This window comes from Pseudomonas sp. IT-P395, from assembly GCF_949767675.1.
Classification (GTDB): domain Bacteria; phylum Pseudomonadota; class Gammaproteobacteria; order Pseudomonadales; family Pseudomonadaceae; genus Aquipseudomonas.
The window spans coordinates 21,108-43,036 of the sequence record NZ_CATKPW010000007.1; the positions used below are offsets into that span (position 1 = coordinate 21,108).

The 21,929-nt window shown below is 60.7% G+C and carries 18 protein-coding genes and 1 tRNA gene; 17 read left to right on the forward strand and 2 right to left on the reverse strand.

Annotation, left to right across the window (positions count from 1 at the left end):
• Nucleotides 1-85: 85 nt before the first annotated feature.
• From ACM6IN_RS06220 to pgaD, 11 genes are all read left to right on the forward strand, one after another.
• Nucleotides 86-514: a MarR family winged helix-turn-helix transcriptional regulator gene (locus ACM6IN_RS06220; RefSeq protein ID WP_042704904.1), complete on the forward strand. Its 429-nt coding sequence runs from the start codon at nt 86-88 to the stop codon at nt 512-514.
• A complete protein-coding gene (locus ACM6IN_RS06225) occupies nt 511-2,574 on the forward strand; it encodes an FUSC family protein (RefSeq protein ID WP_007917704.1) in 2,064 nt (687 codons plus the stop codon). The genes ACM6IN_RS06220 and ACM6IN_RS06225 overlap by 4 nt, the downstream gene beginning before the upstream one ends.
• Entirely contained in the window at nt 2,571-2,780 is a 210-nt protein-coding gene (locus tag ACM6IN_RS06230) for a DUF1656 domain-containing protein (protein WP_414915605.1), read from the forward strand. Before ACM6IN_RS06225 ends, ACM6IN_RS06230 begins: the two co-directional genes overlap by 4 nt.
• Nucleotides 2,777-3,679 carry an efflux RND transporter periplasmic adaptor subunit gene (locus ACM6IN_RS06235; RefSeq protein ID WP_414915606.1) on the forward strand — a complete coding sequence of 301 codons (903 nt, stop codon included), beginning with the start codon at nt 2,777-2,779 and terminating at the stop codon, nt 3,677-3,679. The genes ACM6IN_RS06230 and ACM6IN_RS06235 overlap by 4 nt, the downstream gene beginning before the upstream one ends.
• The gene (locus ACM6IN_RS06240; protein ID WP_414894961.1) at nt 3,676-5,118 is read left to right on the forward strand and encodes an efflux transporter outer membrane subunit; all 1,443 of its coding nucleotides are present in this window, start codon (nt 3,676-3,678) and stop codon (nt 5,116-5,118) included. The genes ACM6IN_RS06235 and ACM6IN_RS06240 overlap by 4 nt, the downstream gene beginning before the upstream one ends.
• A 93-nt stretch (nt 5,119-5,211) precedes the next feature.
• Nucleotides 5,212-5,847 (forward strand): NADH:ubiquinone oxidoreductase subunit N, encoded by a 636-nt coding sequence (locus ACM6IN_RS06245; RefSeq protein ID WP_095113887.1) that lies wholly within the window; start codon nt 5,212-5,214, stop codon nt 5,845-5,847.
• A 248-nt stretch (nt 5,848-6,095) separates the two neighbouring features.
• Nucleotides 6,096-7,601 (forward strand): YdgA family protein, encoded by a 1,506-nt coding sequence (locus tag ACM6IN_RS06250; RefSeq protein ID WP_007917699.1) that lies wholly within the window; start codon nt 6,096-6,098, stop codon nt 7,599-7,601.
• A gap of 249 nt (nt 7,602-7,850) precedes the next feature.
• On the forward strand, nt 7,851-10,331 hold the full coding sequence (gene pgaA / locus ACM6IN_RS06255; RefSeq protein ID WP_414915607.1) for a poly-beta-1,6 N-acetyl-D-glucosamine export porin PgaA: 2,481 nt from the start codon (nt 7,851-7,853) through the stop codon (nt 10,329-10,331).
• 12 nt (nt 10,332-10,343) lie between these two features.
• The gene (gene pgaB / locus ACM6IN_RS06260; RefSeq protein WP_414915608.1) at nt 10,344-12,341 is read left to right on the forward strand and encodes a poly-beta-1,6-N-acetyl-D-glucosamine N-deacetylase PgaB; all 1,998 of its coding nucleotides are present in this window, start codon (nt 10,344-10,346) and stop codon (nt 12,339-12,341) included.
• Between the two features lies 1 nt (nt 12,342).
• Nucleotides 12,343-13,698: a poly-beta-1,6-N-acetyl-D-glucosamine synthase gene (pgaC, locus tag ACM6IN_RS06265; RefSeq protein ID WP_007917696.1), complete on the forward strand. Its 1,356-nt coding sequence runs from the start codon at nt 12,343-12,345 to the stop codon at nt 13,696-13,698.
• The gene (pgaD, locus tag ACM6IN_RS06270; protein ID WP_007917695.1) at nt 13,695-14,225 is read left to right on the forward strand and encodes a poly-beta-1,6-N-acetyl-D-glucosamine biosynthesis protein PgaD; all 531 of its coding nucleotides are present in this window, start codon (nt 13,695-13,697) and stop codon (nt 14,223-14,225) included. The genes pgaC and pgaD overlap by 4 nt, the downstream gene beginning before the upstream one ends.
• Before the next feature lie 110 nt (nt 14,226-14,335).
• Here the strand turns inward: pgaD and ACM6IN_RS06275 are convergent, their stop codons facing one another.
• On the reverse strand, nt 14,336-15,859 hold the full coding sequence (locus ACM6IN_RS06275) for an FAD-dependent oxidoreductase (RefSeq protein ID WP_414915609.1): 1,524 nt from the start codon (nt 15,857-15,859) through the stop codon (nt 14,336-14,338).
• Between the two features lie 139 nt (nt 15,860-15,998).
• Between ACM6IN_RS06275 and ACM6IN_RS06280 the strand changes: the two genes are divergently transcribed.
• The 5 genes from ACM6IN_RS06280 (at nt 15,999) to ACM6IN_RS06300 (ending at nt 19,821) form a co-directional block, all read left to right on the forward strand.
• The gene (locus ACM6IN_RS06280; protein WP_007917693.1) at nt 15,999-16,559 is read left to right on the forward strand and encodes a YbhB/YbcL family Raf kinase inhibitor-like protein; all 561 of its coding nucleotides are present in this window, start codon (nt 15,999-16,001) and stop codon (nt 16,557-16,559) included.
• A gap of 87 nt (nt 16,560-16,646) precedes the next feature.
• On the forward strand, nt 16,647-18,326 hold the full coding sequence (locus ACM6IN_RS06285) for a vWA domain-containing protein (protein ID WP_414894965.1): 1,680 nt from the start codon (nt 16,647-16,649) through the stop codon (nt 18,324-18,326).
• A gap of 30 nt (nt 18,327-18,356) precedes the next feature.
• Nucleotides 18,357-18,938 (forward strand): RNA polymerase sigma factor, encoded by a 582-nt coding sequence (locus tag ACM6IN_RS06290; protein WP_176472362.1) that lies wholly within the window; start codon nt 18,357-18,359, stop codon nt 18,936-18,938.
• Nucleotides 18,935-19,531: a hypothetical protein gene (locus tag ACM6IN_RS06295; RefSeq protein ID WP_414915610.1), complete on the forward strand. Its 597-nt coding sequence runs from the start codon at nt 18,935-18,937 to the stop codon at nt 19,529-19,531. Before ACM6IN_RS06290 ends, ACM6IN_RS06295 begins: the two co-directional genes overlap by 4 nt.
• 20 nt (nt 19,532-19,551) lie before the next feature.
• Nucleotides 19,552-19,821, forward strand: coding sequence for a hypothetical protein (locus tag ACM6IN_RS06300; protein WP_414894967.1), 270 nt, complete (start codon nt 19,552-19,554; stop codon nt 19,819-19,821).
• Nucleotides 19,822-19,898: 77 nt separating this feature from the next.
• Here the strand turns inward: ACM6IN_RS06300 and ACM6IN_RS06305 are convergent.
• Nucleotides 19,899-19,975: transfer RNA gene (locus tag ACM6IN_RS06305), tRNA-Arg, on the reverse strand.
• Nucleotides 19,976-20,417: 442 nt separating this feature from the next.
• On the opposite strand from ACM6IN_RS06305, the gene gabD reads away from it, so the two are divergent.
• Complete coding sequence (gene gabD, locus ACM6IN_RS06310; protein ID WP_007917688.1) at nt 20,418-21,860, forward strand: NADP-dependent succinate-semialdehyde dehydrogenase; 1,443 nt, start codon at nt 20,418-20,420, stop codon at nt 21,858-21,860.
• Nucleotides 21,861-21,929: the final 69 nt, after the last annotated feature.

A 21,929-nucleotide genomic window follows, 5' to 3' on the forward strand; every position in this document is an offset into this window, starting at 1 on the left:
TGAAATTCCCCTCCAATGCGATATTGATAGTTAGCAAACTAACAGTGTGCATTTCCCCGTGCCGAACGAACTCGACGCTCTCCAGATGAACATCAGCAGTGCCATGGTGGTGGCCGCCAGGCATTGGCGGAAGATCTGCCAGACCACGCTGGTCAACTACGGAATCTCCGAAGCCTGCGCCGTGCCGCTGTTGATGATCGGCCGTTTGGGCGAGGGCGTGCGCCAGGTGCAAGTGGCGCAGGCGGCCGGGATGGAGAGTCCGTCGCTGGTGCGTCTGCTCGATCAGTTGTGTCATTCCGGCTACGTCTGCCGCACCGAAGATGCCCAGGATCGCCGGGCCAAATGCCTGAGCCTGACCGACACCGGTCGTGAACTGGTGCAAGCGGTCGAGATCGAACTGGTGCGCTTGCGTCACGAGGTGCTCGAAGGCATCGAGCAAAGCGATCTGGAAGCTACGCTTCGGGTACTCAGAGCTTTTGAGGCGGCCCATCCGCCTGTGGTGATCAATTCTTGAACGGTTTTTTCTCTGGCATTCCGCCGGCCCGCGACTGGTTCTACGGGGTGCGGACTTTCGCAGCGTCGATGATCGCGCTGTACATCGCCTTGCTCATGCAAATGCCGCGTCCGTATTGGGCGATGGCCACGGTGTATATCGTCTCCAGCCCGTTTCTCGGCCCGACCAGTTCCAAGGCCTTGTACCGCGCCATCGGGACTTTTCTCGGTGCCGCGGCGGCGGTTTTTTTCGTGCCGATGTTCGTGCAGAGCCCGTATGTACTGGTGGTGGTCATCGCGCTGTGGACGGGCATTTTGCTGTTCCTGTCCCTGCAACTGCGCACGGCCAACAACTACGCATTGATGCTCGCCGGTTACACCCTGCCGCTGATCGCCTTGCCGGTGGTGGATAACCCGCTGGCGGTGTGGGACGTAGCAGAGGCGCGCACCGAAGAGATTTTCCTCGGCATCGCCGTTGCCGCCGTGGTCGGCGCGATGTTCTGGCCGCGTCGTCTGGCGCCGGTGTTCAACGATGCCGTGAGCAAGTGGTTCGCCGACGCAACGACCTATAGCCTGAAATTCCTCAGCCGCGACGTGCAGCCCGAAGAAGTCACTGCGCTGCGCATGGCCATGGTTGCCAACTTCAACAGTCTCGAATTGATGATCGGCCAGTTGCCCCACGAAGGCGCACTACCGCAAACCGTGCGCAACACCAAAGAACTGCGCGGGCGAATGATTCATCTATTACCGGTGATAGATGCGCTGGAAGATTCGCTCTACGCCCTTGAACGGCGCACGCCGGAACTGGTGGAAAAGTTCGCACCGCTGCTGGCCGCAACCCGCGAATGGCTCGCTCATCAGGACGCCGATCTCGACCGCTGGCAAGCGCTGAAAGATCAGCTCGAAGCCCTGCAACCGAGCGTCGAAGCACTGCAAGACCGCAAACAACTGCTGTTCTCCAACTCGATTTATCGCCTCGGCGAATTCATCGATTTATGGCAGGACTGCCGCAGTCTGCAGGACGCGATTCTCTGCGAGCGCCAGGACAGCTGGCGCGCGGTCTACCGTCACTGGCGCCTCGGTCGTCTGACGCCGTTCATTGATCGTGGGCTGATGCTCTACTCGGCGGCCTCGACCGTTCTGGCGATCATCACCGCCTCGGTGCTGTGGATTCTGCTCGGCTGGCCGGACGGCGGCAGCGCGGTGATTCTCGCCGCGGTGGCCTGTAGCTTCTTCGCCTCGATGGACGACCCGGCACCGCAGATTTACCGGTTCTTTTTCTGGACCGGCATGTCGGTGTTGTTCGCCAGCCTTTATCTGTTTTTGATTCTGCCCAACTTGCATGATTTCCCGATGCTGGTGCTGGCGTTTTCCATCCCGTTCATCTGCGTCGGCACATTGACTGTACAGCCGCGGTTTTTCCTCGGCATGCTGCTGACGCTGGTCAACACCTCCTCGTTCATCAGTATTCAGGGCGCTTACGACGCGGACTTTTTTGCCTTCGTGAACTCCAACCTGGCGGGTCCGTTAGGGCTGTTGTTCGCGTTTATCTGGACGCTGGTGGCGCGTCCGTTCGGCGCCGAACTGGCGGCCAAACGCCTGACCCGCTTCAGTTGGAAAGACATCGTCCGCATGACCGAGCCGGCCAACCTTGCCGAACACCGCAAATTGGGCGTGCAGTTGCTTGATCGACTGATGCAGCACCTGCCGCGTCTGGCCCTCACCGGCCAGGACACCGGCATCGCCATGCGCGAAGTGCGTGTCGGCCTGAACCTGCTCGATTTGCTCGCCTACACCCCACGGGTGACCGGCGCGCCGAACGCGCTGTTGCAGCAAGTGGTCAGTGAAGTCGGCGAGTATTTCCGCGCCTGCCTCAAGGCCGGCGAACGCTTGCCGGCGCCGGCCCCGTTGCTGATGACCCTGGATCGCACTCGTCGCGCACTCAATGGACACGGCGACGATGAAACCCGTCTGAACCTGTTGCACGCCTTGAGCGGTTTGCGTCTGGCGCTGTTGCCCGGCGTCGAATTCGTCTCCAGTGCCGACTCCGAAGAACCGCTGCCCGATGGAGCGCCCCTATGATCGGTGATCTGGACATCAGCGGCATTTTCCTGCCGACCTTGCTGGTGTTGATGGGCATCACTTATGTGCTGTTTTTGCTGGTGCATGCCGTGCTTAGGCGCGTGCACTTTTACCGTCTGGTCTGGCACCGGGCATTGTTCAACGTGGCCCTCTATGCCGTGCTTCTGTACGGCGTGGACTCACTCAGTCGATACCTGATGACATGAAAAAACCGTTTTTGACCATCGGTCGCGTGGTACTGACCCTGCTGATCGTGACTTTTGCCGTTGTCCTCGTCTGGCGCATGGTGATGTATTACATGTTCGCGCCGTGGACCCGTGACGGCCATATTCGCGCCGACATCATCCAGATCGCCCCGGACGTCTCCGGGTTGATCCAACAGGTTGAAGTGAAAGACAACCAGTTGATCAAGCGCGGCCAGGTGCTGTTCAGCATCGATCAGGACCGTTTCAAACTGGCCCTGCGTCAGGCCAAGGCGGCCGTCGCTGATCGCGAAGAAACCCTCGCTCAAGCCCAGCGCGAAGCCAAGCGTAACCGTGGCCTCGGTAACCTGGTGCCGGCCGAGCAACTGGAAGAAAGCCAGTCGAAGGTCGCCCGCGCGCAATCGGCACTGGCCGAAGCCATGGTCACTGTGGACAGTGCGCAGCTCAACCTCGACCGCTCGGTAATCCGCAGCCCGGTCGACGGCTACGTCAACGACCGCGCGCCGCGTCCGCAGGAATTCGTCACCGCCGGGCGTCCGGTGTTGTCGGTGGTCGATAGCAATTCGTTCCACATCGACGGCTATTTCGAAGAGACCAAACTCGACGGCATTCATGTCGGCCAGTCGGTGGATATTCGCGTAATCGGCGACCGCGCCAAACTGCGCGGGCATGTTGAAAGCATCGTCGCCGGTATCGAAGACCGCGACCGCAGCAGCGGCAGCAACTTGCTGCCGAACGTTAACCCGGCATTCAGCTGGGTGCGGCTGGCGCAGCGGATTCCGGTGCGGATTGCCTTTGACGATGTACCGGAAGATTTCCGCATGATCGCCGGGCGTACCGCCACCGTTTCGATCATCGACGATCAGCCACGCAACGACCGCAAGCAGGAGCCCGTGCAATGAACCGGGCGCTGATGATCGCCGGGTTGGGCGTGATGCTCTCGGCCTGTCAGATGGTCGGGCCGGACTATCAGGTGCCGGAGGATGCGGCGGTTCAGCGCAAGGATTTTCAGGGCGAACTGGCGGTTGCCGGAAAACCGGTCGTCTCGGCGCCGGTGCCGGCGGATTGGTGGCGTCTTTATAAGGATGCGCGGCTGGATCAACTGGTGCAGCAGGCCATGGCCTCCAACACCGATTTGCGCGTCGCGGCGGCGAACCTGCAACGGGCTCGAGCTCAGGTCGATGAGGCCGAAGCAGCGGGCGGCTGGAGCGCAGGTGTGAAGATGGGCGCGCAGCGTTTGCAAGAGTCTGGTCAGGCATTCTTGCTGCCGGAAAAAGTCCCGGTCGATAACGTCGGCGACATCGGCATCAGTGCTTCTTATCAGTTCGATCTGTGGGGCACCTTGCAGCGTGGCATCGAAGGCGCGAAGGCCAATGCCGACGCGACCCAGGCCGCGGCAGACACGGCGCGGATCACCTTGGTGGCGGACGTGGTTCGTGCTTACACCCAAGTCTGCGCGGCCAACGAAGAGCGCGAAATCGCTCAGCATTCTCTCGACCTGCAATCGCAAAGCACCACGCTGATCCAGCGACTGCGTGACGCCGGTCGTGGTGACGAAACCCAGGTCACCCGTTCGCAAACCCAGTTCAAATCCCTGCGCGCCGACTTGCCGCGTTATGAAGCCGCGCGTCAGGCCGGGCTGTTCCGTCTGTCTATGCTGCTGGCAAAACCGGTCGATCAATTGCCGGCCGGTACCGCGACCTGCGCCGAGTTGCCGAAAATCGCCCAATTGGTGCCAGTCGGCGATGGCGCTGCGCTGCTCAAGCGTCGCCCGGACATTCGTCAGGCCGAACGTCGTCTGGCCGCTTCGACCGCCGGGATCGGCGTCGCCACTGGCGAGTTGTATCCGGACATCAGTATCGGCGCGACCATCGGCACTGTTGGTCTCATCGATGACTTGGGTGATCCGTCGACCAACCGTTGGGGCTTCGGCCCGTCGCTGAGCTGGAAGGTGCCGACCAACGGCGCTCGTGCGCGAATCCGCGAGGCAGAAGCGGCGACCCAAGGCGCACTGGCGCACTTCGACGGCGTGGTGCTCAACGCCATTCGCGAAACCCAGACCGGTCTGGCCCAGTACAGCGCATTGCTGCAACGTCGCGACGCACTGGCCGACGCCGAGCAGTCGGCAAAGCTGGCGGCCGACCAGACCCACCGCTTCTTCCAGGCCGGTCGCGAGTCGTTCCTCGCTGATCTACAAGCAACGCGCACCTACACCGATGTCACCGCACAACTGGCCGCCGCCAACACCCAGGTTGCGATGAGCCAGATCGATTTGTTCCTCGCCTTGGGCGGCGGCTGGGAAAGCGGACGAACGCACGCTGCAAGCCCCAGCAAACCCTGAGGCCGTTGCTATGCTTTGAAGTGTTGAAGGGGCGCCCCGTGCAAAGCGCCCCTTCAGCGCACATTGCTAGCGCTGGTCTAGGGGAAACCAATAATGAAAAACCCTTACGCTCTCGGCTTCTGGTGCGCCCTGGTAGCGTTGGTGCTGCTCTCGGCCACTTATTTCTACGGCATCATGCTGGCCCACCAGATCGACAAGGCCATGGTTTTCCTCGACAGCGCCGTCGCGCTGATTGCGGTCATGGCAATTGTGGTCGTGGCTTGGGCCTCGGTTCAGGTGCAGCGGGTCAAGAAACGCCAGCTCGAACAGGGCAAAACCCTGGTGCTGATCTGGGACACCAAAGTCGCCCTGCGCCGAGTCGAAACGGTGTTCGACCGGTATTTCTGGGGTAGCTACTGGCAACCCGGGCGGACCTTCGCCGAAGTCATGGGCGAACTCACCGGCACGCCATTGGAAAAAAGTCTCGAAGCGCTGAAAAAGCAGTGTCTGGAACTCGACAAGCAGATTGATGGCGAGGGCTGGCACTGGCTCAACAATGCCCGGGAATTGTCCGATGTCGCTACAGCCATGGCCCGCGAGCGTTATCAACTGGATTTCTGCGATCCGCGCGCGGACGGGCCGGGCGGGGCGGTGATCGATCGGGATTTTGAAGTGCTGGTGTACACCTGGACCGCCCGGCTGAAAAGCTTTGATCATCAACTGGATGAGATTGAGGTTCAGTATTCCTGAACAGCGAAAGATCGCAGCCTGCGGCAGCTCCTACATTGGAACGCGTTTCTCTGTAGGAGCTGCCGCAGGCTGCGATCTTTTTGCTTTCCCGAGTGTCCATAGACACTCTTTAACCTTTAAACATTGGGCCAGCTCACGCGCCCGGTGCTAATCTCCACCGCTGAATTCAGCGCAGTCGAGCCGCGACCCGGTCACGGGTTCAGGGAAGACGACCACACTCACAGCCACGGAAATCGATCAGGTCATTCATGAATAAATCAGCAGGCGTGCTTCTCGGAATTGTTGTTGCCATCGGCGCGATCAGTGCAGGCGGGGCCTGGTACACCGGGACCAAGATCGAAGGCGTGCTGAACAACGCCGTCACCAACGCCAACCAAGAGCTGCAAACCGCGATGGCCGGCTCCAACGGCACCGCGTCGCTGGAACTGGTGTCGCTGGAGCGCCACACCTTCACCAGCACCGCGCACTACCGCCTCAAAGGTGAAGGCGAGATGTTCGGTGATGCGCCGGTCGAACTGCTGTTCGTCGACCACATCGAACATGGCCCGCTGCCATTCTCGCGTCTGGTTTCGCTGAAATGGCTGCCGGTGATGGCCACCAGCAACTACGAGCTGGAAAAAAGTCCGGCCACCGAGAAGTGGTTCGCCGCCACCAAGGGCGCCGCGCCGCTCAAAGGCGTGACCAGCCTCGGCTACGACGAATCCACCACCAGCACCCTCGACCTGCTGCCGTTCGAAACCGCACTGGATGAGCAGTCGAGCCTGAAGTTCTCCGGCCTGACCATGAACATCTCCGCCAACGCCAAAGCGCAGAAGGTCAAGGCGGACGGCTACATGGACAACCTGAAACTGGTTACGGTGGCTGAAGATCAGGCGCCGGTGCAGGTCGAACTCAACGGTCTAACCCTGGCCAGCAACCTCGCCAAGAGCAGCTATGGCTACTACACCGGGGAAAACACCCTGGTGCTGACCAACAGCAAAACCACCTTCGGCACCAAGCAATCGGTGCTCGGCGTGAAGAACTTCGAAATGAAGAACCTCACCGAAGAAAACGGCAGCAATGCGTCCGGCCGTGCGGACTATAAGGTTGGCGAAGTCAGCCTCAATGACAAGAAAATCGGCTCGGCCAATATGGCCATGAGCCTGAAAAACCTCGACATCCCGTCGACCATGTCGCTGATGCAGATTTACCAGACCAAATTGCAGCCTTACGAAAAAGCCGCCGCTGAAGCCGCCGCCGCTGGCCTGCCGGCACCTGAGCTGAACCTGACCGAAGCTGAAAGCGCGCAAGTCAAAGCCGATCTGCAAAAACTGCTGGCTGCCGGCCCACAGTTTGCGCTGGAAAACCTCTCGTTCAATACCGCCAACGGTGAGAGCAAGGCCAATCTGGTGATCGACCTGACCAAGCCGCAATCGATGGATCTGCCGCCGGATCAGTTGGGCAAACAACTGATCGCGTTGCTCGACCTGAATATCCAGGTGTCCAAGCCAATGCTGGTCGATCTGCTCAGCGTGCAGGCGCAACTCGACGGTCAGACCGATGCCAAAGCCATCGTCGATCAATCCAAGGAAGCGGCCGACATGTTCGCCGGCATGGCCGTCGGTTCGCAGTTGGCCGTCGTCGACGGCACCAACGTCGTGACCAAGCTGCATTACGCCGCCAATCAGGTCGAATTCAACGGCCAGAAGATGACCGTTGAGCAGTTCGTCGGCTTCCTGATGAGCAAGTTCGCAGGCGTCACGCAAGTGCAGTAATCCTGCGCTCTTAATAGCAACGCCCGGCCTCTGTGTTGAACAGACGCCGGGCGTTTTGCTGTCTGGCGTTCGGGTTTTTGGCGTTTCCGGAGCACGATTCTGAACAATTATTGTGTTCCGGATACTGGTCCACGCTTGCGTGCAAGACTGCCTGACTAAGCTTGGCCGTTGCATGTGCATGGGCGGCCACCGTTACGAAAGGGCAAGGAGGGCATTGCGACCCGGCTGGCCATGTAAGGATGCTGACGAATGCCGCGTATTGATGTTCCTGTATTACATCGTGGTTTACGCCCTTTGTTTCGAGTCGCGCTGTGCAGCCAGTTGCTCTGGCCGGCGCTGGCGTTTGCCGACACACCCTACGATCAGATGGTGCGCGACGCCCGTGCCGGGCAAACCACGCCGGCGCTAACGGTTTTGCGTCAGGTGCCACCCGGCCAGTCGACCACCGGGCAGATCAGCGATCACCTGCAAATCGCCAGTTGGGCCGGACTCGACGCCGAAGTGGTGCAGGTCTATGAAACCCAGGGCCGCGACCGCGTGCTGCCGGTTCAGGCGCTGACCGCCACTGCGCGCGCCTACCGCAACCTCAAGCGCTGGGATCAAGCCACTCAGGTCTACAACAAGGCTCTGGCGCTGGAGCCGGATAACGCCGATCTGCAACTGGGCCTGGCCCTGACTCAGGCTGATGCCGGTAAGCCCGACGAAGCGGTGACCCGCGCCAAAGCGCTGGTGGCGGCCAAACCTGATGATCCTTCCCGCCGTCTGGCGCTGGGCTACGCGTTGACCCGCGCCGGCAAACAGTACGACGCCCTGTTCGAATACGATCAAGCCTTCAAACGCGCCGGCAACAAACCGGACGTCGCTCGTGAATACGTGGTTGCCCTGCAAAAGGCGCGTCTGCCGGAGCCAGCGCTGCGTCTGGCCAATCAACGTCCGGGTCTGATTGATCCGCTCACGTTGCGTCGCCTCGAAGGCGATCTGGCCGCCGAGCGCGTGCGCCTCGCCGAACTTGCTACGCGCAGCGAAAAAGAACGCTACGTCATCGCCGATCGCGCGCTGGCCGACTACGACAAGCTGATCGCTACCTGGACGCCGGACGCCAGCGCTCAGGATGACGTGACCCGCTGGCGCATCGACCGCATGGGTGCGCTCAAGGCCCGGGTACGCACGGCAGACGTCATCACTGAGTACCAGAAGCTGCAAGCCGAAGGCGTGAAGATTCCGACTTACGCCCTGCGCTGGGTGGCGGCGTCGTATCTGGATCAGCGTGAACCGGAAATCGCCACGGGCTTGTATCGCCAAGTGCTTTCGGCGCCGGACGCCGATGTCGGTGATCGCCTCGAAGACAGCACCGCGCTGTACTACGCGTTGTTGGAAAGCGACCGCGCCGATGAAGCGCGCAAAGTCGCCGAGGACGCCGCCAAGTCTCAGCGTCCGCGTGTCGAACTCAAAGGTTTGCCCATCGGCAACCCCAACCATGAATGGATGGACGCCCAGCAGTTGGCTGCGCAGGCCGGGACCTATGGTTCCGATTTGCCCCACAGCGAAGAGCGCTTGCAGACGCTGGTCGATCAGGCCCCCGGCAATGTCGGCTTGCGTCTGGCCCAGGCCGACCTGTATCTGGCGCGGCAATGGCCGCGCCGTGCGGAACTCCAGCTCAAGGAAACCGAGAGCATGGTGCCGCGCGGCATGGGCCTGGAAGTCGCGCAGGCGCGCACGGCGATGACGCTGCAGGAATGGCGGCAGATGGATGCGCTGACCGATGACGTGGTCGCGCGTTTTCCTGATAACCGTCAGGTCCAGCGAGCAGCGCGCGAGCGCGAAGTGCATGACATGTCCGAACTGCGTGTCGAAGCCTACGGCGGCAAGGCCAATGGTGGCGGCAGCGGCGATGCCGGAGCCGTCAGCGGTAGCCGCGATTTCGGCATCCAGACTACCCTGTACAGCCCGCCGATCAATGAAGACTGGCGAGTGTTCGCCGGGGCCGGTTATGCCACCGGCGACTTCGCCGAAGGCACCGGGCACCACCGCTTCCAGCGCGTTGGCCTGGAGCGGCGCACCCGCGACATGACCCTTGAAGCGGAAGTCTCCAACCACTCTTACGGGTTCGGCGACAAACAGGGCGCGCGTCTGGCGATCGCCCGCGACATCAATGACCACTGGCAGTACGGCGGCAGCCTCGAATACCTGTCGGCCGAGACGCCATTGCGCGCGCTCAACAGCGACATCAAGGCCAATGGCGGCAGCGGTTTCATCCGCTGGCGCGCCAATGAAAGTCGCGAGTGGCGTCTGTCGGTCAGCCCATCGCACTTCAGTGACGGCAACAACCGCGTCGAAGCCTTGCTTACCGGCCGTGAGGGCGTCTACAGCGCGCCGAACGTGCAGGTCGATGCAGGACTGGAAGTCGGCACCAGCCACAACTCCAAGTCCGATGACGTGCCGTACTTCAACCCCAAATCCGATTTCAGCGTGATGCCGCTGGTCAACGTCAATCACGTGCTCTACCACCGCTACGAAACCTCTTGGAGCCAGCAGTTCCAGGCCGGCGCGGGCACGTACAGCCAACGTGATCACGGCACTGGCGGCATGGCCTTGCTCGGTTACGGCCAGCGTTATGCCTGGAACGACGTATTCGAGGTGGGCGGTTTGTTCAGTGTGATCAACCGGCCTTACGACGGTGATCGGGAGACCGATCTGCGTCTGCTCGTCGACCTCACTTTCCGCTTCTAGAAGAGTTTGAAGATGCCTTTGATTTCGCGTTTCATCCTTCTGCTGGGAGCGCTGCTGATCAGCGCCTGCGCCCAGCAAGCTCCGGCCTTCGCGCCGCCGTCCGAGCGTCCGCTGGCGGCCAGCGAAAAACCGTGGCCGAAAAACCACGTGCTCGGCATCGCCTATCACGATGTTGAAGACCGTGATCCCGATCAGGCGGTGGTCGCGGTGCGCACCGAGCGCATGATCGAACAGCTCGCCTGGCTGCGTGAGAACGGCTACAAACCGGTCACCGTCGACCAGATCATGGCTGCGCGCAAGGGCGGCCCGGAGCTGCCGGCGAAGGCGATTCTGCTCAGCTTCGACGACGGTTATGCGAGCTTCTATACCCGCGTGCTGCCGGTGCTGCGCGCCTACAACTGGCACGCCTTGCTGGCCCCGGTCGGCGTCTGGATCGACACGCCGCGCAATCAACCGGTGGATTTTGCTGGCGCCCCGCGTGCGCGTTCCGACTTCCTGACCTGGGATCAGGTGCGTGAAATCTCGCAATCGGGTCTGGTGGAAATCGCCGCGCACACCGACGCCAACCACAAAGGGATTCTGGCCAATCCGCAAGGCAACATGCAGCCTGCCGCGGCGACCCGGCGCTACGATCCAGTGACCAAACGCTATGAATCCGAGGCCGATTTTCAGGCTCGGATTCGTGTCGACGTAAACAACATCTCGGAAAAAATCCGCAAGGTCACCGGCAAGAAGCCGCGGGTCTGGGTCTGGCCGTATGGTGCGGCGGACGGTACTTCGCTGACCGTGGTGGGCGAGCAGGGCTACGAAATGGCCCTGACCCTCGACGACGGTCTCGATGCCCTCGACAACCTGATGAGCAGCCCGCGCTTCCTGGTTTCCTCCGATCCCGATGGCGAGGTTTTCTCCAATAGCATCGTCGACGTGCAGTCGGATTTCGTCATGCGTGTGGTGCACGTTGATCTGGACAACGTCTACGACCCCGACCCGGCGCAACAGGACATCAACCTCGGCAAACTGGTGCAGCGCATGGCCGACATGGGCGCCAACACGGTGTTCCTGCAAGCCTTTGCCGATCCGCAGGGCGATGGTCTGGTGCACTCGCTGTACTTCCCCAACCGTCACTTGCCGGTACGTGCCGACATTTTCGACCGCGTTGCCTGGCAGCTGCGCACTCGCGCCAATGTGAAGGTGTTTGCGTGGATGCCGGTGCTGAGTTTCGGCCTCGATTCGAAACTGCCACGTGTCACCCGCTGGGACCCGAAAACCGGTACAACCGCTGTCGATCCGGATCAGTACACACGCCTTTCGCCGTTCGATCCCGAGGTGCGGCGGATTATCGGTGAAATATACGAGGACGTGGCGCGCCTGACCTCGGTCGACGGCATCCTCTATCACGACGATGCGCTGCTTTCGGATTTCGAAGACGCCAGCCCTGAAGCCTTGAAAGCATACGCTGCCCAAGGTTTGCCCGGCTCGATTGCCGCGTTGCGCGATGACCCGGCAGCGATGCAGCGCTGGACGCGGTTCAAGAGCAGATACCTCATCGATTTCACCAACGAGTTGACCGCCAAAGTCCGCGCCATCCGTGGCCCGCAGGTTATGACCGCGCGTAATATTTTCGCCGAGCCGATGCTCAATCCCGAGAGCGAAGCCTGGTACGCACAGAACCTCGACGACTTCCTGCAAACCTACGACTGGACCGCACCGATGGCCATGCCGCTCATGGAAAAACAGACCCAGGCCGAGTCCGGCCCGTGGCTGGAAACCTTGGTGCAAACCGTCAGCAAGCGCCCCGGAGCCCTGAACCGCACGGTGTTCGAATTGCAGGCCCGCGACTGGACGAAAAAGGATCAGGCCGATATCGACGGCGCGCATCTGGCGGACTGGATGAGCCGCCTCAAGCGCCAAGGCGCGACCAGTTTCGGCTACTACCCGGACAACTTCCTCGACAACCTGCCGGACCTGAAAACCGTAAGGCCTGCGCTCTCCAACAAATGGAATCCATAACATGCTGGATAGACTGTTAGCCCTGCTTGTTCTGGCGCTCGTCCTCGGCGTGCCGCTGGGCCTGATCTTCCTGGTGACCGGGCAGTTCCTGATGGACTTCGTGTTCTTCTACCCGCTGTTCATGTCCGGGTTGTGGATTGCCGGCGGCCTGTATTTCTGGCTGCACTGGGAGCGCCACTGGCCGTGGCAGGACGACACGCTACCGCCACCACTGGAAGGCGAGCCGCTGATCTCGATCCTGATCCCTTGCTACAACGAAGGCGACAACGCCGCCGACACCATCCACGCGGCGCTGGCCCAGCATTACCCGAACATCGAAGTCATCGCGATCAACGACGGCTCCAAGGACAACACCGCCGAAGTGCTCGATGCGCTGGCCAAGGAAGATCCACGTTTGCGCGTGCTGCATCTGGCGGAAAACCAGGGCAAAGCCGTCGCATTGCGCATGGGTGCCATCGCGGCGCGCAGTGAATATCTGGTGTGCATCGACGGTGACGCACTGCTGGCGCCGAACACCGCGGCGTATCTGGTTGCACCGATGCTGGATAACGCACGCCTCGGCGCAGTGACCGGCAACCCACGGATTCGTACGCGTTCGACGCTGGTCGGGCGGGTGCAGGTCGGCGAGTTCTCCTCGATCATCGGGCTCATTAAACGCACGCAACGGGTGTTCGGGCGGATCTTTACCGTCTCCGGCGTAATCGTCGCGTTCCGCCGTAGCGCGCTGAACCGCGTCGGTTACTGGAGCCCGGACATGATCACTGAAGACATCGACATCAGCTGGAAGCTGCAACTCGATCACTGGAGCATCTTCTACGAGCCGCGCGCGCTGTGCTGGATCCTGATGCCGGAAACGCTCGGTGGTTTGTGGAAGCAGCGTTTGCGCTGGGCGCAGGGCGGCGCCGAAGTGCTGTTCAAAAACATCCGTGGCATTTGGCAGTACCGCCATCGTTATCTGTGGCCGCTGCTGTTTGAATACTGCCTGTCGACCGGTTGGGCATTCACCTTCCTGCTGTCGGTAATTTTCTGGGGCGTCGGCAAGTTCGTGGTCATGCCGGAGGCCATCGCGGTGGATCACTTGATGCCACCGGCGTTCACCGGGCTGTTGCTGGCGTTCGTCTGTCTGGTGCAGTTCGCCGTCAGCATCATCATCGACCGTCGCTACGAGCCAGGTTTGGGCAAGACCATGTTCTGGGTGGTCTGGTACCCGATCGCGTTCTGGTTTGTCAGTTTGCTGACGACGCTGGTCAGCTTCCCGAAAGTGCTGTTCGGCCAACATCAGAAACGCGCGCGTTGGGTCAGTCCTGATCGGGGCATCAAACCGATCGGCGACGACGAAGAGGAGGTCATCAAATGAAAATCATCCGGACCCGCCAACGGCCTTTTCTGGTCGTGGTCGATGTGGTGCTTACCGTAGTGGCGTGGGTGGGGCTGTTGTTCTTGCTGATCCGTGGGCTATGGCCATTGATTGAAACCTATGCGGGTGGGCCTCGCATCGATCACTCGGCGTTCGACGCGCTGGGCACCCTGCAGATTTATCTGTGGATTGCCTTGGTCAACGCGGTGATTCTGATTTCCTGGGCGCGTTATCAGCAGCGCAAAAGTCGCAGTTTTGCCCAGCGCCGCTTGCCGTCGCCGGTGATCGACGATGAAGGCTTGAGCAAGAGTTTCAAGCTTTGCGATGACCGCTTGCAGAAACTGCGCACGCCCGGGGTGATGACCATTCACAACGATCAGGAAGGCGACATCAGCCATGTGGTGACGCATTTCTGGCCGGTGCAGCAGGAAGAATTGCCACCGCCGCTGGCACCGCTGGAGCATCCACGGGTGATCTTTCTGCATGCCGAGGATGACGATAATCGCGAACCCCTTACCCGGCTTTGATCGTTCCCACGCTCTGCGTGGGAATGCCTCTTGGGACGCTCCGCGTCCAGTGACGCGGAGCGTCACGGGCTGCATTCCCACGCAGGAGCGTGGGAACGATCAATCGGCCGCTAAGCGCGGATCAGTTCCCAAGCCTCTTCCATTGGCAGAGGTTGCTTCATGCGCTCGGCCAGCAGCGCCATCGCCCGTTCCTTCTCGCAAGCCACAGCGGCGACCAGTACACCGTTTCTACCGAACAGGCCAATGAACGGCGGTTGTTCGGGCTCGCCATGAAACTGCACTTCATCCCAATGTTCGGCGTGGCCGAGGTAGTCGTAGTTCTTGCCGAAGTGCCAGGTCCAGAAGAACGGCACATCGAGGTAATGTTCGTCGCCACCGAGCATGTTGGCAGCGGCGATTCGTGCGTGTTGCTGAGCCAGGCGCCAGTGCTCGATGCGTTGCGGCTGGCCGTGGAGCGGGAAGGTGGCGATGTCGCCGATCGCCCACAGGCCTTCGGTGACACGCATGCCGTCATCGACGCGCAATGACTGATCTTTTTCCCTCGGCAGTGACGCAAAAGCTTCGGTGGCCGGATGCACGCCGACCCCGGCCAGCACCAGATCCGCCGAAAGACGCAGGCCATTGTCCAGCAATACTGTCTCGACTTTGCCATCGCCGATGATTTCGGTGGCTGCGTGCTCGGTAATGAATTTCACGCCGTTCTGTTCGTGCAGCGCGCGGATCGCCTTGCCCACAGCCTCACCGAACTGGGCAGCGAAAGGAATTGCGTGCCGAGCCAGCACCGTGACGTCGAGACCGTATTGGCGCAGGGCCGAGGCGCATTCGAGGGCGATGAAGCTGTCGCCGATGATCACTGCACGTTGTTCCGGTCTGGCAGTGTTCATGATCCGTTCTGCCTGAGCTTTTGAGCGCAGCACGAATACCTGTGGAAGATCTGCGCCGGGTAAATCCAGCGGATTGGGCTCGCCGCCAGTGGCGAGCACCGCCGCGTCGTAACGCAGCGACTGGCCGTCTTCGAGGTGAAGGGATTTGGCCGAGGCATTGATTGAGCTGATTTCACCTCGTTGGCGTTCAATGCGCTGCTCTTTATAGAAGTCATCTTCACGCAACGGCGGTATTTCTCGCGGGGGCATGTCCCCGGCGAGGACAAATTTGCTCAGCACCGTACGGTCGTAACCCGCCTCCGGCTCGCGATCGATCATCACGATACGGCCACCGAAACCCTTCTCCCGCAACGCCGCCGCGCATGCCGTACCTGCTGCGCCGGCGCCGACAATCACAAACGTACGCGAATCATCCGCCGGAGGCGTATGCGGGTCGGGCAACGGTTGATCGTCGACCCAAACCTCTTCGCCACGCAGCTCCAGTGGATATCGCTTGAGGCTGTCGAGGGCCGGTGGCTCGCATAACGCGCCATCCTCCGCCCGAAACTCAGCCTTGTGCCACGGGCAGATCAGGCGTCCGTGACACAACGCTCCGTCAGCCAGCGGCGCGCTGGCATGTGGGCATTCGCCCTGAAACGCACGTAACTGGCCGTTCGCGCGCAACAGCACAATCTTGCAGTCGCCGATTTCAACTTGCAGGCCACGGTCTTCAGGGACATCGGCGAAACGGGCGACGCGGTGCAGGGACATGTTCGACTTCCTCGCAGGCATTTCTCTTGTGAGTTTGCGTCGTAGTGCGAGGTTCAGCCATTTGCCACTGCCACGGCACGAACGGTACAGCTATAGTTTGCAAGCCGACGACGGCCCCACTGCACAAGGTGCTCCCGGAATGACCCGATTGACCTCTCTCAACCCCTGGCTGGCGGCCCTTGCTGTCACCCTTTGCGTGCAGTTTCCGGCGCAGGCCCAGGAGCGTTTCACCCTGAACATCCCGGGTGTTTCCGATAACCGCCTGTTCACCTCGGCAGCGGCCAGCGATGCGCCCGGTTGCGGCGGCAAGAACCAGTCGCCGGCGCTGAGCTGGAACGCAGGACCTGCCGGCACCCAGAGTTACGCGATCGTCATGCACGATCCGGACGGCCAGAAAGGCCTGGGCGTGGATCACTGGATTCATTACGGCATCAAAGCCACCACGCACCAGATTGCAGCGGGTGTCGGCGCCAAATCCGCGTTCGAAGGTGTCGGCGGCACCAACAGCAAGGGCAACACCCATTACATGGGGCCGTGCCCGCCAGTGGGCGACAGCGCGCACCATTACATTATCCAGATATACGCGCTGGATCTGGCCCCGGACGCCTTGCCGGCCGGTTTGACTCGCGCCGAACTGATGGAAAAAATCAAAGGCCATGTGCTGCGTAACAGCAGTGCGGTGCGGCGTTATCACCGCTGAAAATATTTTTAGCGGCGTTTAACCCGAACTGAAAGGGCTGCCCGTCTCAGTGGATGAATGCTCAATTTCATCCCGAGGTCAGCCCCCATGTCTCTTCCTTTTTTGCGTCCTGTTGCGGTTGCTGTGCTGCTGGTACTCGCCGGTTGCGGTGCTTCGTCCACGCCCGATAACGCTGCTGTGCCAGCGCCGGCGCAGCCTGAAGTTCTGGTTCAACAGGAAGCCGTGATGGCTGACAGCTCAATGGCCAAACGCGCGCTGTACAGGATGCCCAATGCGGGCAGCGCGCCGATGCCGTTGAGTGAAAGTTATCCACAGAGCTATCGCGACGAGCAGCGCGAGCAGTATCAGACGTTGGCTGATAACCCGATCCACAGCGTCGCCGAGACGCCGGTTTCGACTTTCAGTGCCGACGTCGATACGGGCGCTTATGCCAACGTCCGCCGCTTGCTCAATCAGGGCCGACTGCCGCCGGAAGGCGCGGTGAGGCTGGAGGAACTGGTCAATTACTTCCCCTACGACTACGCGCTGCCCAGTGATGGCTCGCCCTTCGGCGTGACCACCGAACTGGCCGCTTCACCGTGGAACCCGCACACCCGCTTGCTGCGCATCGGCATCAAGGCCTCCGACCGAGCCGTGGCGGAACTGGCCCCGGCCAATCTGGTATTTCTGGTCGACGTGTCCGGCTCGATGGATCGCCGCGAAGGCCTGCCGATGGTCAAAAGCACGCTGAAATTGTTGGTCGATCAGTTGCGCGATCAAGATCGCGTGTCTTTGGTGGTGTATGCCGGCGAATCGAGAGTGGTGCTGGAGCCTACTTCCGGACGGGAGAAAGCGAAAATTCGTACAGCCATTGAACAATTGACTGCCGGCGGTTCGACCGCTGGTGCTTCCGGTATCGAATTGGCCTACCAAATGGCACAGCAAGCTTTCATCCCCAAAGGCATCAACCGCATCCTCTTGGCCACCGATGGCGACTTCAATGTCGGCGTCAGCGACTTCGACAGCCTCAAGCAAATGGCTGTGGATAAACGCCAAAGCGGAATTTCGCTGACGACCCTGGGTTTTGGTGTGGATAACTACAATGAGCACTTGATGGAACAACTGGCCGACGCCGGCGACGGTAACTACGCCTACATTGATAATCTGCGCGAGGCGCGCAAAGTGCTGGTGGATCAGTTGAGTTCGACCCTCGCCGTGGTGGCGCAAAACGTCAAACTGCAGGTGGAATTCAACCCGGCACAGGTCAGTGAATATCGACTGCTCGGCTACGAAAACCGTGCGTTGAAGCGTGAGGATTTCAGCAATGACAAAGTCGATGCCGGCGAAATCGGCGCAGGACACACGGTGACCGCGCTGTACGAAATTGTTCCGGCGGGCGAGCAGGGCTGGCTGGAGCCGCTGCGTTACGGCAAATCCGACGCTGTTGTTTCGGCAAAGAGCGGAGAATTAGCAATGCTGCGTGTGCGTTATCAGCGTGCCGAAGGTGGGAAAAGTCTGCTGATCGAACGGCCCATCGCCAATCAGGTTGCAACTGCCAGCGAGGATCTGCGTTTTGCCGCCGCCGTGGCCGCGTTCTCCCAGCAACTCAAGGACGGCCGTTATACCGGCGACTTCAGCCTGAAGGACACCGAGGCATTGGCCCGTGGCGCTCGCGGCGATGATCGCTTCGGTCTGCGCAACGAGTTCGTGCAACTGGTCGAATTGGCGCAAAGTCTGCGCACCTCGAGCGCTTCGAACGCGCTGGCCACTGAACGACGGATTGAATAAGTGAGTCGTCTGAAAGGCTTCATCAGCCAGCTGTTTGCCTCGGCAGACAGCTCAACCGCCAGCAGCGATGAATCGCTGCTGGCGCGTTATCGCGAGGGCGACGGCGCGGCGTTCGAGATCTTGTACGCGCGCCATCGCCAAGGCTTGTACCGGTTTCTGCTTGGATTGAGCAGCAAACCGGAGCTGGCCGACGAGGTATTTCAGGAAACCTGGTTGAGCCTGATCCGCAGCAATAGTCAGCCACAAGGCCGGGCGACATTTCGTACATGGCTGTTCCAGATTGCCCGCAATCGCTTGATCGATCACTGGCGTAAACACGGCGCCCGACAACCGCTGCACGACAGCTATGACGAGCAAAATCACGCGGTCAGCGATGAGGCGAATGATCCCGAACAACTGTTCACTCTCAGCCGCGACAGCCAACGCCTGGACAGCGCCCTGCAAACCCTGCCCGCCGACCAGCGCGAAGTGTTCCTGCTGCGCGCCCACGGCGACCTCGACCTGGCACAAATCGCCAGCCTCACCGAAGCACCGCTGGAAACCGTTAAAAGCCGTTTGCGCTACGCCCAGCAAAAACTGCGTCGGCTGCTGGCCGAGGAGGTACTGACATGACTGACGCCCGCCAGACACCCGAAGATCCGCTGATCAAGCATGTACGCGAACAGCACAATGCCGAACCGCCAGCGCACATTGATGCGTTGATCCTCAACGCTGCGCAGCGTCAAACCCCGGCGCCGAAACCAACCGTGTGGCAACGCTGGCTGGATGTCTGCCGCAAACCACGTTGGCAAGTCGCATTCGCCAGTCTTGTTGGCGTCGCCCTGATGTTGTCACTGGTCCAGCGCGCCCCCGAGCCGCAAGCGCAATTCGACTTCGCCCCCGCCCCTAGGCTTGCTGTACCCATGACCGAAACGGACTCAGCGCAGTTGCACCGATTGTCCGCCCCGGCCGGCGCCATGCCGACACCTGTGCCGATGATGGAAATGGCCGCGCCGATGCAAGATCAAGCGATCAGCGCCGATGAAACCAAACTCAGCAAACGCGCCACCGCCCCGGCCAATGGCCTCGACGCACAACTGCGCGAAGTCCTGCGCCTGCGCGAAGCCGGCCAGTCACAAGCCGCCGACAGCCTGTTCAACAACCTGCACAAACGCTACCCGAACGCCGATCTCGACGCCCGACTCGAACATTTGCAGAAAAAATGACCGCCTGATCCCCCAGCCATTTGGCATTACCCTGCAAAAACGCGCACTATCGGGCTATTGCCAATGCGCTGGAGGACAACGTGGCAGCAAAAATTGACCGCATCGCCCAACTCCTCAACTGCCCGGACAAGGGTGAAGAGATGCGGCGCGCGATTACTGAGGCACGTAAGGAATTTCTGCTTAACCAGTCGCAAGAAGATGTCGTTGATGAAGACGACGTTTTTGAGGAGGTTGAGGAGGAAGACGACGACGATGAGGATTACGATGAGTTTGACTGGACGACGGAGTGACGTCGTTCCAGCCCTTTTGCATCGCTCACAAAAAAGCCCCGGACCATCACAGTCCGGGGCTTTCTCGTTTAAATCAATGGCGCACCAGGCGGGATTCGAACCCACGACCCCTGCCTTCGGAGGGCAGTACTCTATCCAGCTGAGCTACTGGTGCAGCGGGCGACATCATACCTAGGTCGGCTCGGGGCGTCCATGCTGGGTTTTGGCACGGATTGTCAGTGCGCGTGTCGGCGCAAATCGCTGCATTCCATAAAGCGGTAACGTCCTGCAAAACCCTCGCTTGGCGCTTTCACGGGACTGATCTATGGTTCTGTTGCCGCGAGGGCTTTTGGCTCGTTGATCTGAAAATTTCCACAAACGCGGCGTTTTTGTTCTTTTTTTCGAACGACCTATTGTCCTTTAACCCCTTTGATCCTACGATCCGTTTGAGATTTCAAACGCTCGTTGACCGGGCGTTGAAGCGCCGGTGTTTCGAATCGTGCACTGTCGATGCGCCACACCCGGTCACTGATTTCCCTGACGGCAGCCTTGCGAGGCGCCTTTCTACAATCATAATTTGCTCCGCGCAGGCCGCGGTGCTGTTAAGGAAAGCCGACATGCAGCTTAAAGACACCCTGTTGTTCCGCCAACAAGCCTTCATTGATGGCGCTTGGGTCGATGCGGACAACGGTCAGACGATCAAGGTCAACAACCCGGCCACCGGCGAAATCCTCGGTACCGTGCCAAAAATGGGCGCCGCCGAAACCCGCCGAGCCATCGAAGCCGCTGACAAAGCGCTGCCGGCCTGGCGTGCCCTGACCGCCAAAGAGCGTGCCGGCAAGCTGCGTCGCTGGTTCGAGCTGATGATCGAGAACCAGGACGACCTCGCGCGCCTGATGACCCTCGAACAGGGCAAGCCGCTGGCCGAAGCCAAGGGCGAAATCGTTTACGCTGCTTCGTTCATCGAGTGGTTCGCCGAGGAAGCCAAACGCATCTACGGTGACGTGATTCCGGGCCACCAGCCAGACAAGCGCCTGATCGTGATCAAACAGCCAATCGGCGTGACCGCTGCGATCACCCCGTGGAACTTCCCGGCGGCGATGATCACCCGCAAGGCCGGTCCAGCGCTGGCTGCCGGTTGCACCATGGTGCTCAAACCTGCTTCGCAAACTCCATTCTCCGCATTCGCCCTGGCCGAACTGGCTCAGCGCGCGGGCATTCCTGCGGGCGTGTTCAGCGTAGTGTCCGGCAGCGCTGGCGATATCGGCAGCGAGCTGACCAGCAACCCGATCGTGCGCAAGCTGTCCTTCACCGGTTCGACCGAAATCGGTCGCCAACTGATGTCGGAATGCGCCAAGGACATCAAGAAAGTCTCGCTGGAACTGGGCGGCAACGCGCCGTTCATCGTGTTCGACGACGCGGATCTGGATAAGGCCGTCGAAGGCGCGATCATTTCCAAGTACCGCAACAACGGCCAGACCTGCGTCTGCGCCAACCGTCTGTACATTCAGGATTCGGTCTACGACGCGTTCGCCGAGAAGCTGAAAGTGGCCGTGGCCAAACTGAAGATCGGCAACGGTCTGGAAGACGGCACCACCACTGGCCCGCTGATCGACGAGAAAGCCGTGGCCAAGGTGCAAGAGCACATCGCTGACGCTGTAGCCAAAGGCGCCACCGTGCTGGCTGGCGGCAAGGCGATGGAAGGCAACTTCTTCGAGCCGACCATCCTCACCAACGTGCCGAAAAACGCCGCCGTAGCCAAGGAAGAAACCTTCGGTCCGCTGGCGCCGCTGTTCCGCTTCAAAGATGAAGCCGAAGTGATCGCGATGTCCAACGACACCGAGTTCGGTCTGGCCTCGTACTTCTATGCTCGCGATCTGGGCCGTGTGTTCCGCGTCGCTGAAGCGCTGGAATACGGCATGGTCGGCGTCAACACCGGGCTGATCTCCAACGAAGTCGCGCCGTTCGGCGGCATCAAGGCCTCGGGCCTGGGCCGTGAAGGCTCCAAGTACGGCATCGAAGATTACCTGGAAATCAAATACCTCTGCCTGGGCATCTAAGCTCGGACAAGGATCGCTGCAAACGCAAAGGGCACGAGAGCGCTGTCCCTTTGCGTGGTTTCAAACCGG

What these genes read in the sequence shown, in the direction of transcription:
- ACM6IN_RS06220 (WP_042704904.1), top strand. Translation starts at nt 86, where the DNA reads ATGAACATCAGCAGTGCCATGGTGGTGGCCGCCAGGCATTGGCGGAAG.
- ACM6IN_RS06230 (WP_414915605.1), top strand. Translation starts at nt 2,571, where the DNA reads ATGATCGGTGATCTGGACATCAGCGGCATTTTCCTGCCGACCTTGCTG.
- ACM6IN_RS06235 (WP_414915606.1), top strand. Translation starts at nt 2,777, where the DNA reads ATGAAAAAACCGTTTTTGACCATCGGTCGCGTGGTACTGACCCTGCTG.
- ACM6IN_RS06240 (WP_414894961.1), top strand. Translation starts at nt 3,676, where the DNA reads ATGAACCGGGCGCTGATGATCGCCGGGTTGGGCGTGATGCTCTCGGCC.
- ACM6IN_RS06245 (WP_095113887.1), top strand. Translation starts at nt 5,212, where the DNA reads ATGAAAAACCCTTACGCTCTCGGCTTCTGGTGCGCCCTGGTAGCGTTG.
- ACM6IN_RS06250 (WP_007917699.1), top strand. Translation starts at nt 6,096, where the DNA reads ATGAATAAATCAGCAGGCGTGCTTCTCGGAATTGTTGTTGCCATCGGC.
- pgaA (WP_414915607.1), top strand. Translation starts at nt 7,851, where the DNA reads ATGCCGCGTATTGATGTTCCTGTATTACATCGTGGTTTACGCCCTTTG.
- pgaB (WP_414915608.1), top strand. Translation starts at nt 10,344, where the DNA reads ATGCCTTTGATTTCGCGTTTCATCCTTCTGCTGGGAGCGCTGCTGATC.
- pgaC (WP_007917696.1), top strand. Translation starts at nt 12,343, where the DNA reads ATGCTGGATAGACTGTTAGCCCTGCTTGTTCTGGCGCTCGTCCTCGGC.
- pgaD (WP_007917695.1), top strand. Translation starts at nt 13,695, where the DNA reads ATGAAAATCATCCGGACCCGCCAACGGCCTTTTCTGGTCGTGGTCGAT.
- ACM6IN_RS06275 (WP_414915609.1), bottom strand. Translation starts at nt 15,859, where the DNA reads ATGTCCCTGCACCGCGTCGCCCGTTTCGCCGATGTCCCTGAAGACCGT.
- ACM6IN_RS06280 (WP_007917693.1), top strand. Translation starts at nt 15,999, where the DNA reads ATGACCCGATTGACCTCTCTCAACCCCTGGCTGGCGGCCCTTGCTGTC.
- ACM6IN_RS06285 (WP_414894965.1), top strand. Translation starts at nt 16,647, where the DNA reads ATGTCTCTTCCTTTTTTGCGTCCTGTTGCGGTTGCTGTGCTGCTGGTA.
- ACM6IN_RS06295 (WP_414915610.1), top strand. Translation starts at nt 18,935, where the DNA reads ATGACTGACGCCCGCCAGACACCCGAAGATCCGCTGATCAAGCATGTA.
- gabD (WP_007917688.1), top strand. Translation starts at nt 20,418, where the DNA reads ATGCAGCTTAAAGACACCCTGTTGTTCCGCCAACAAGCCTTCATTGAT.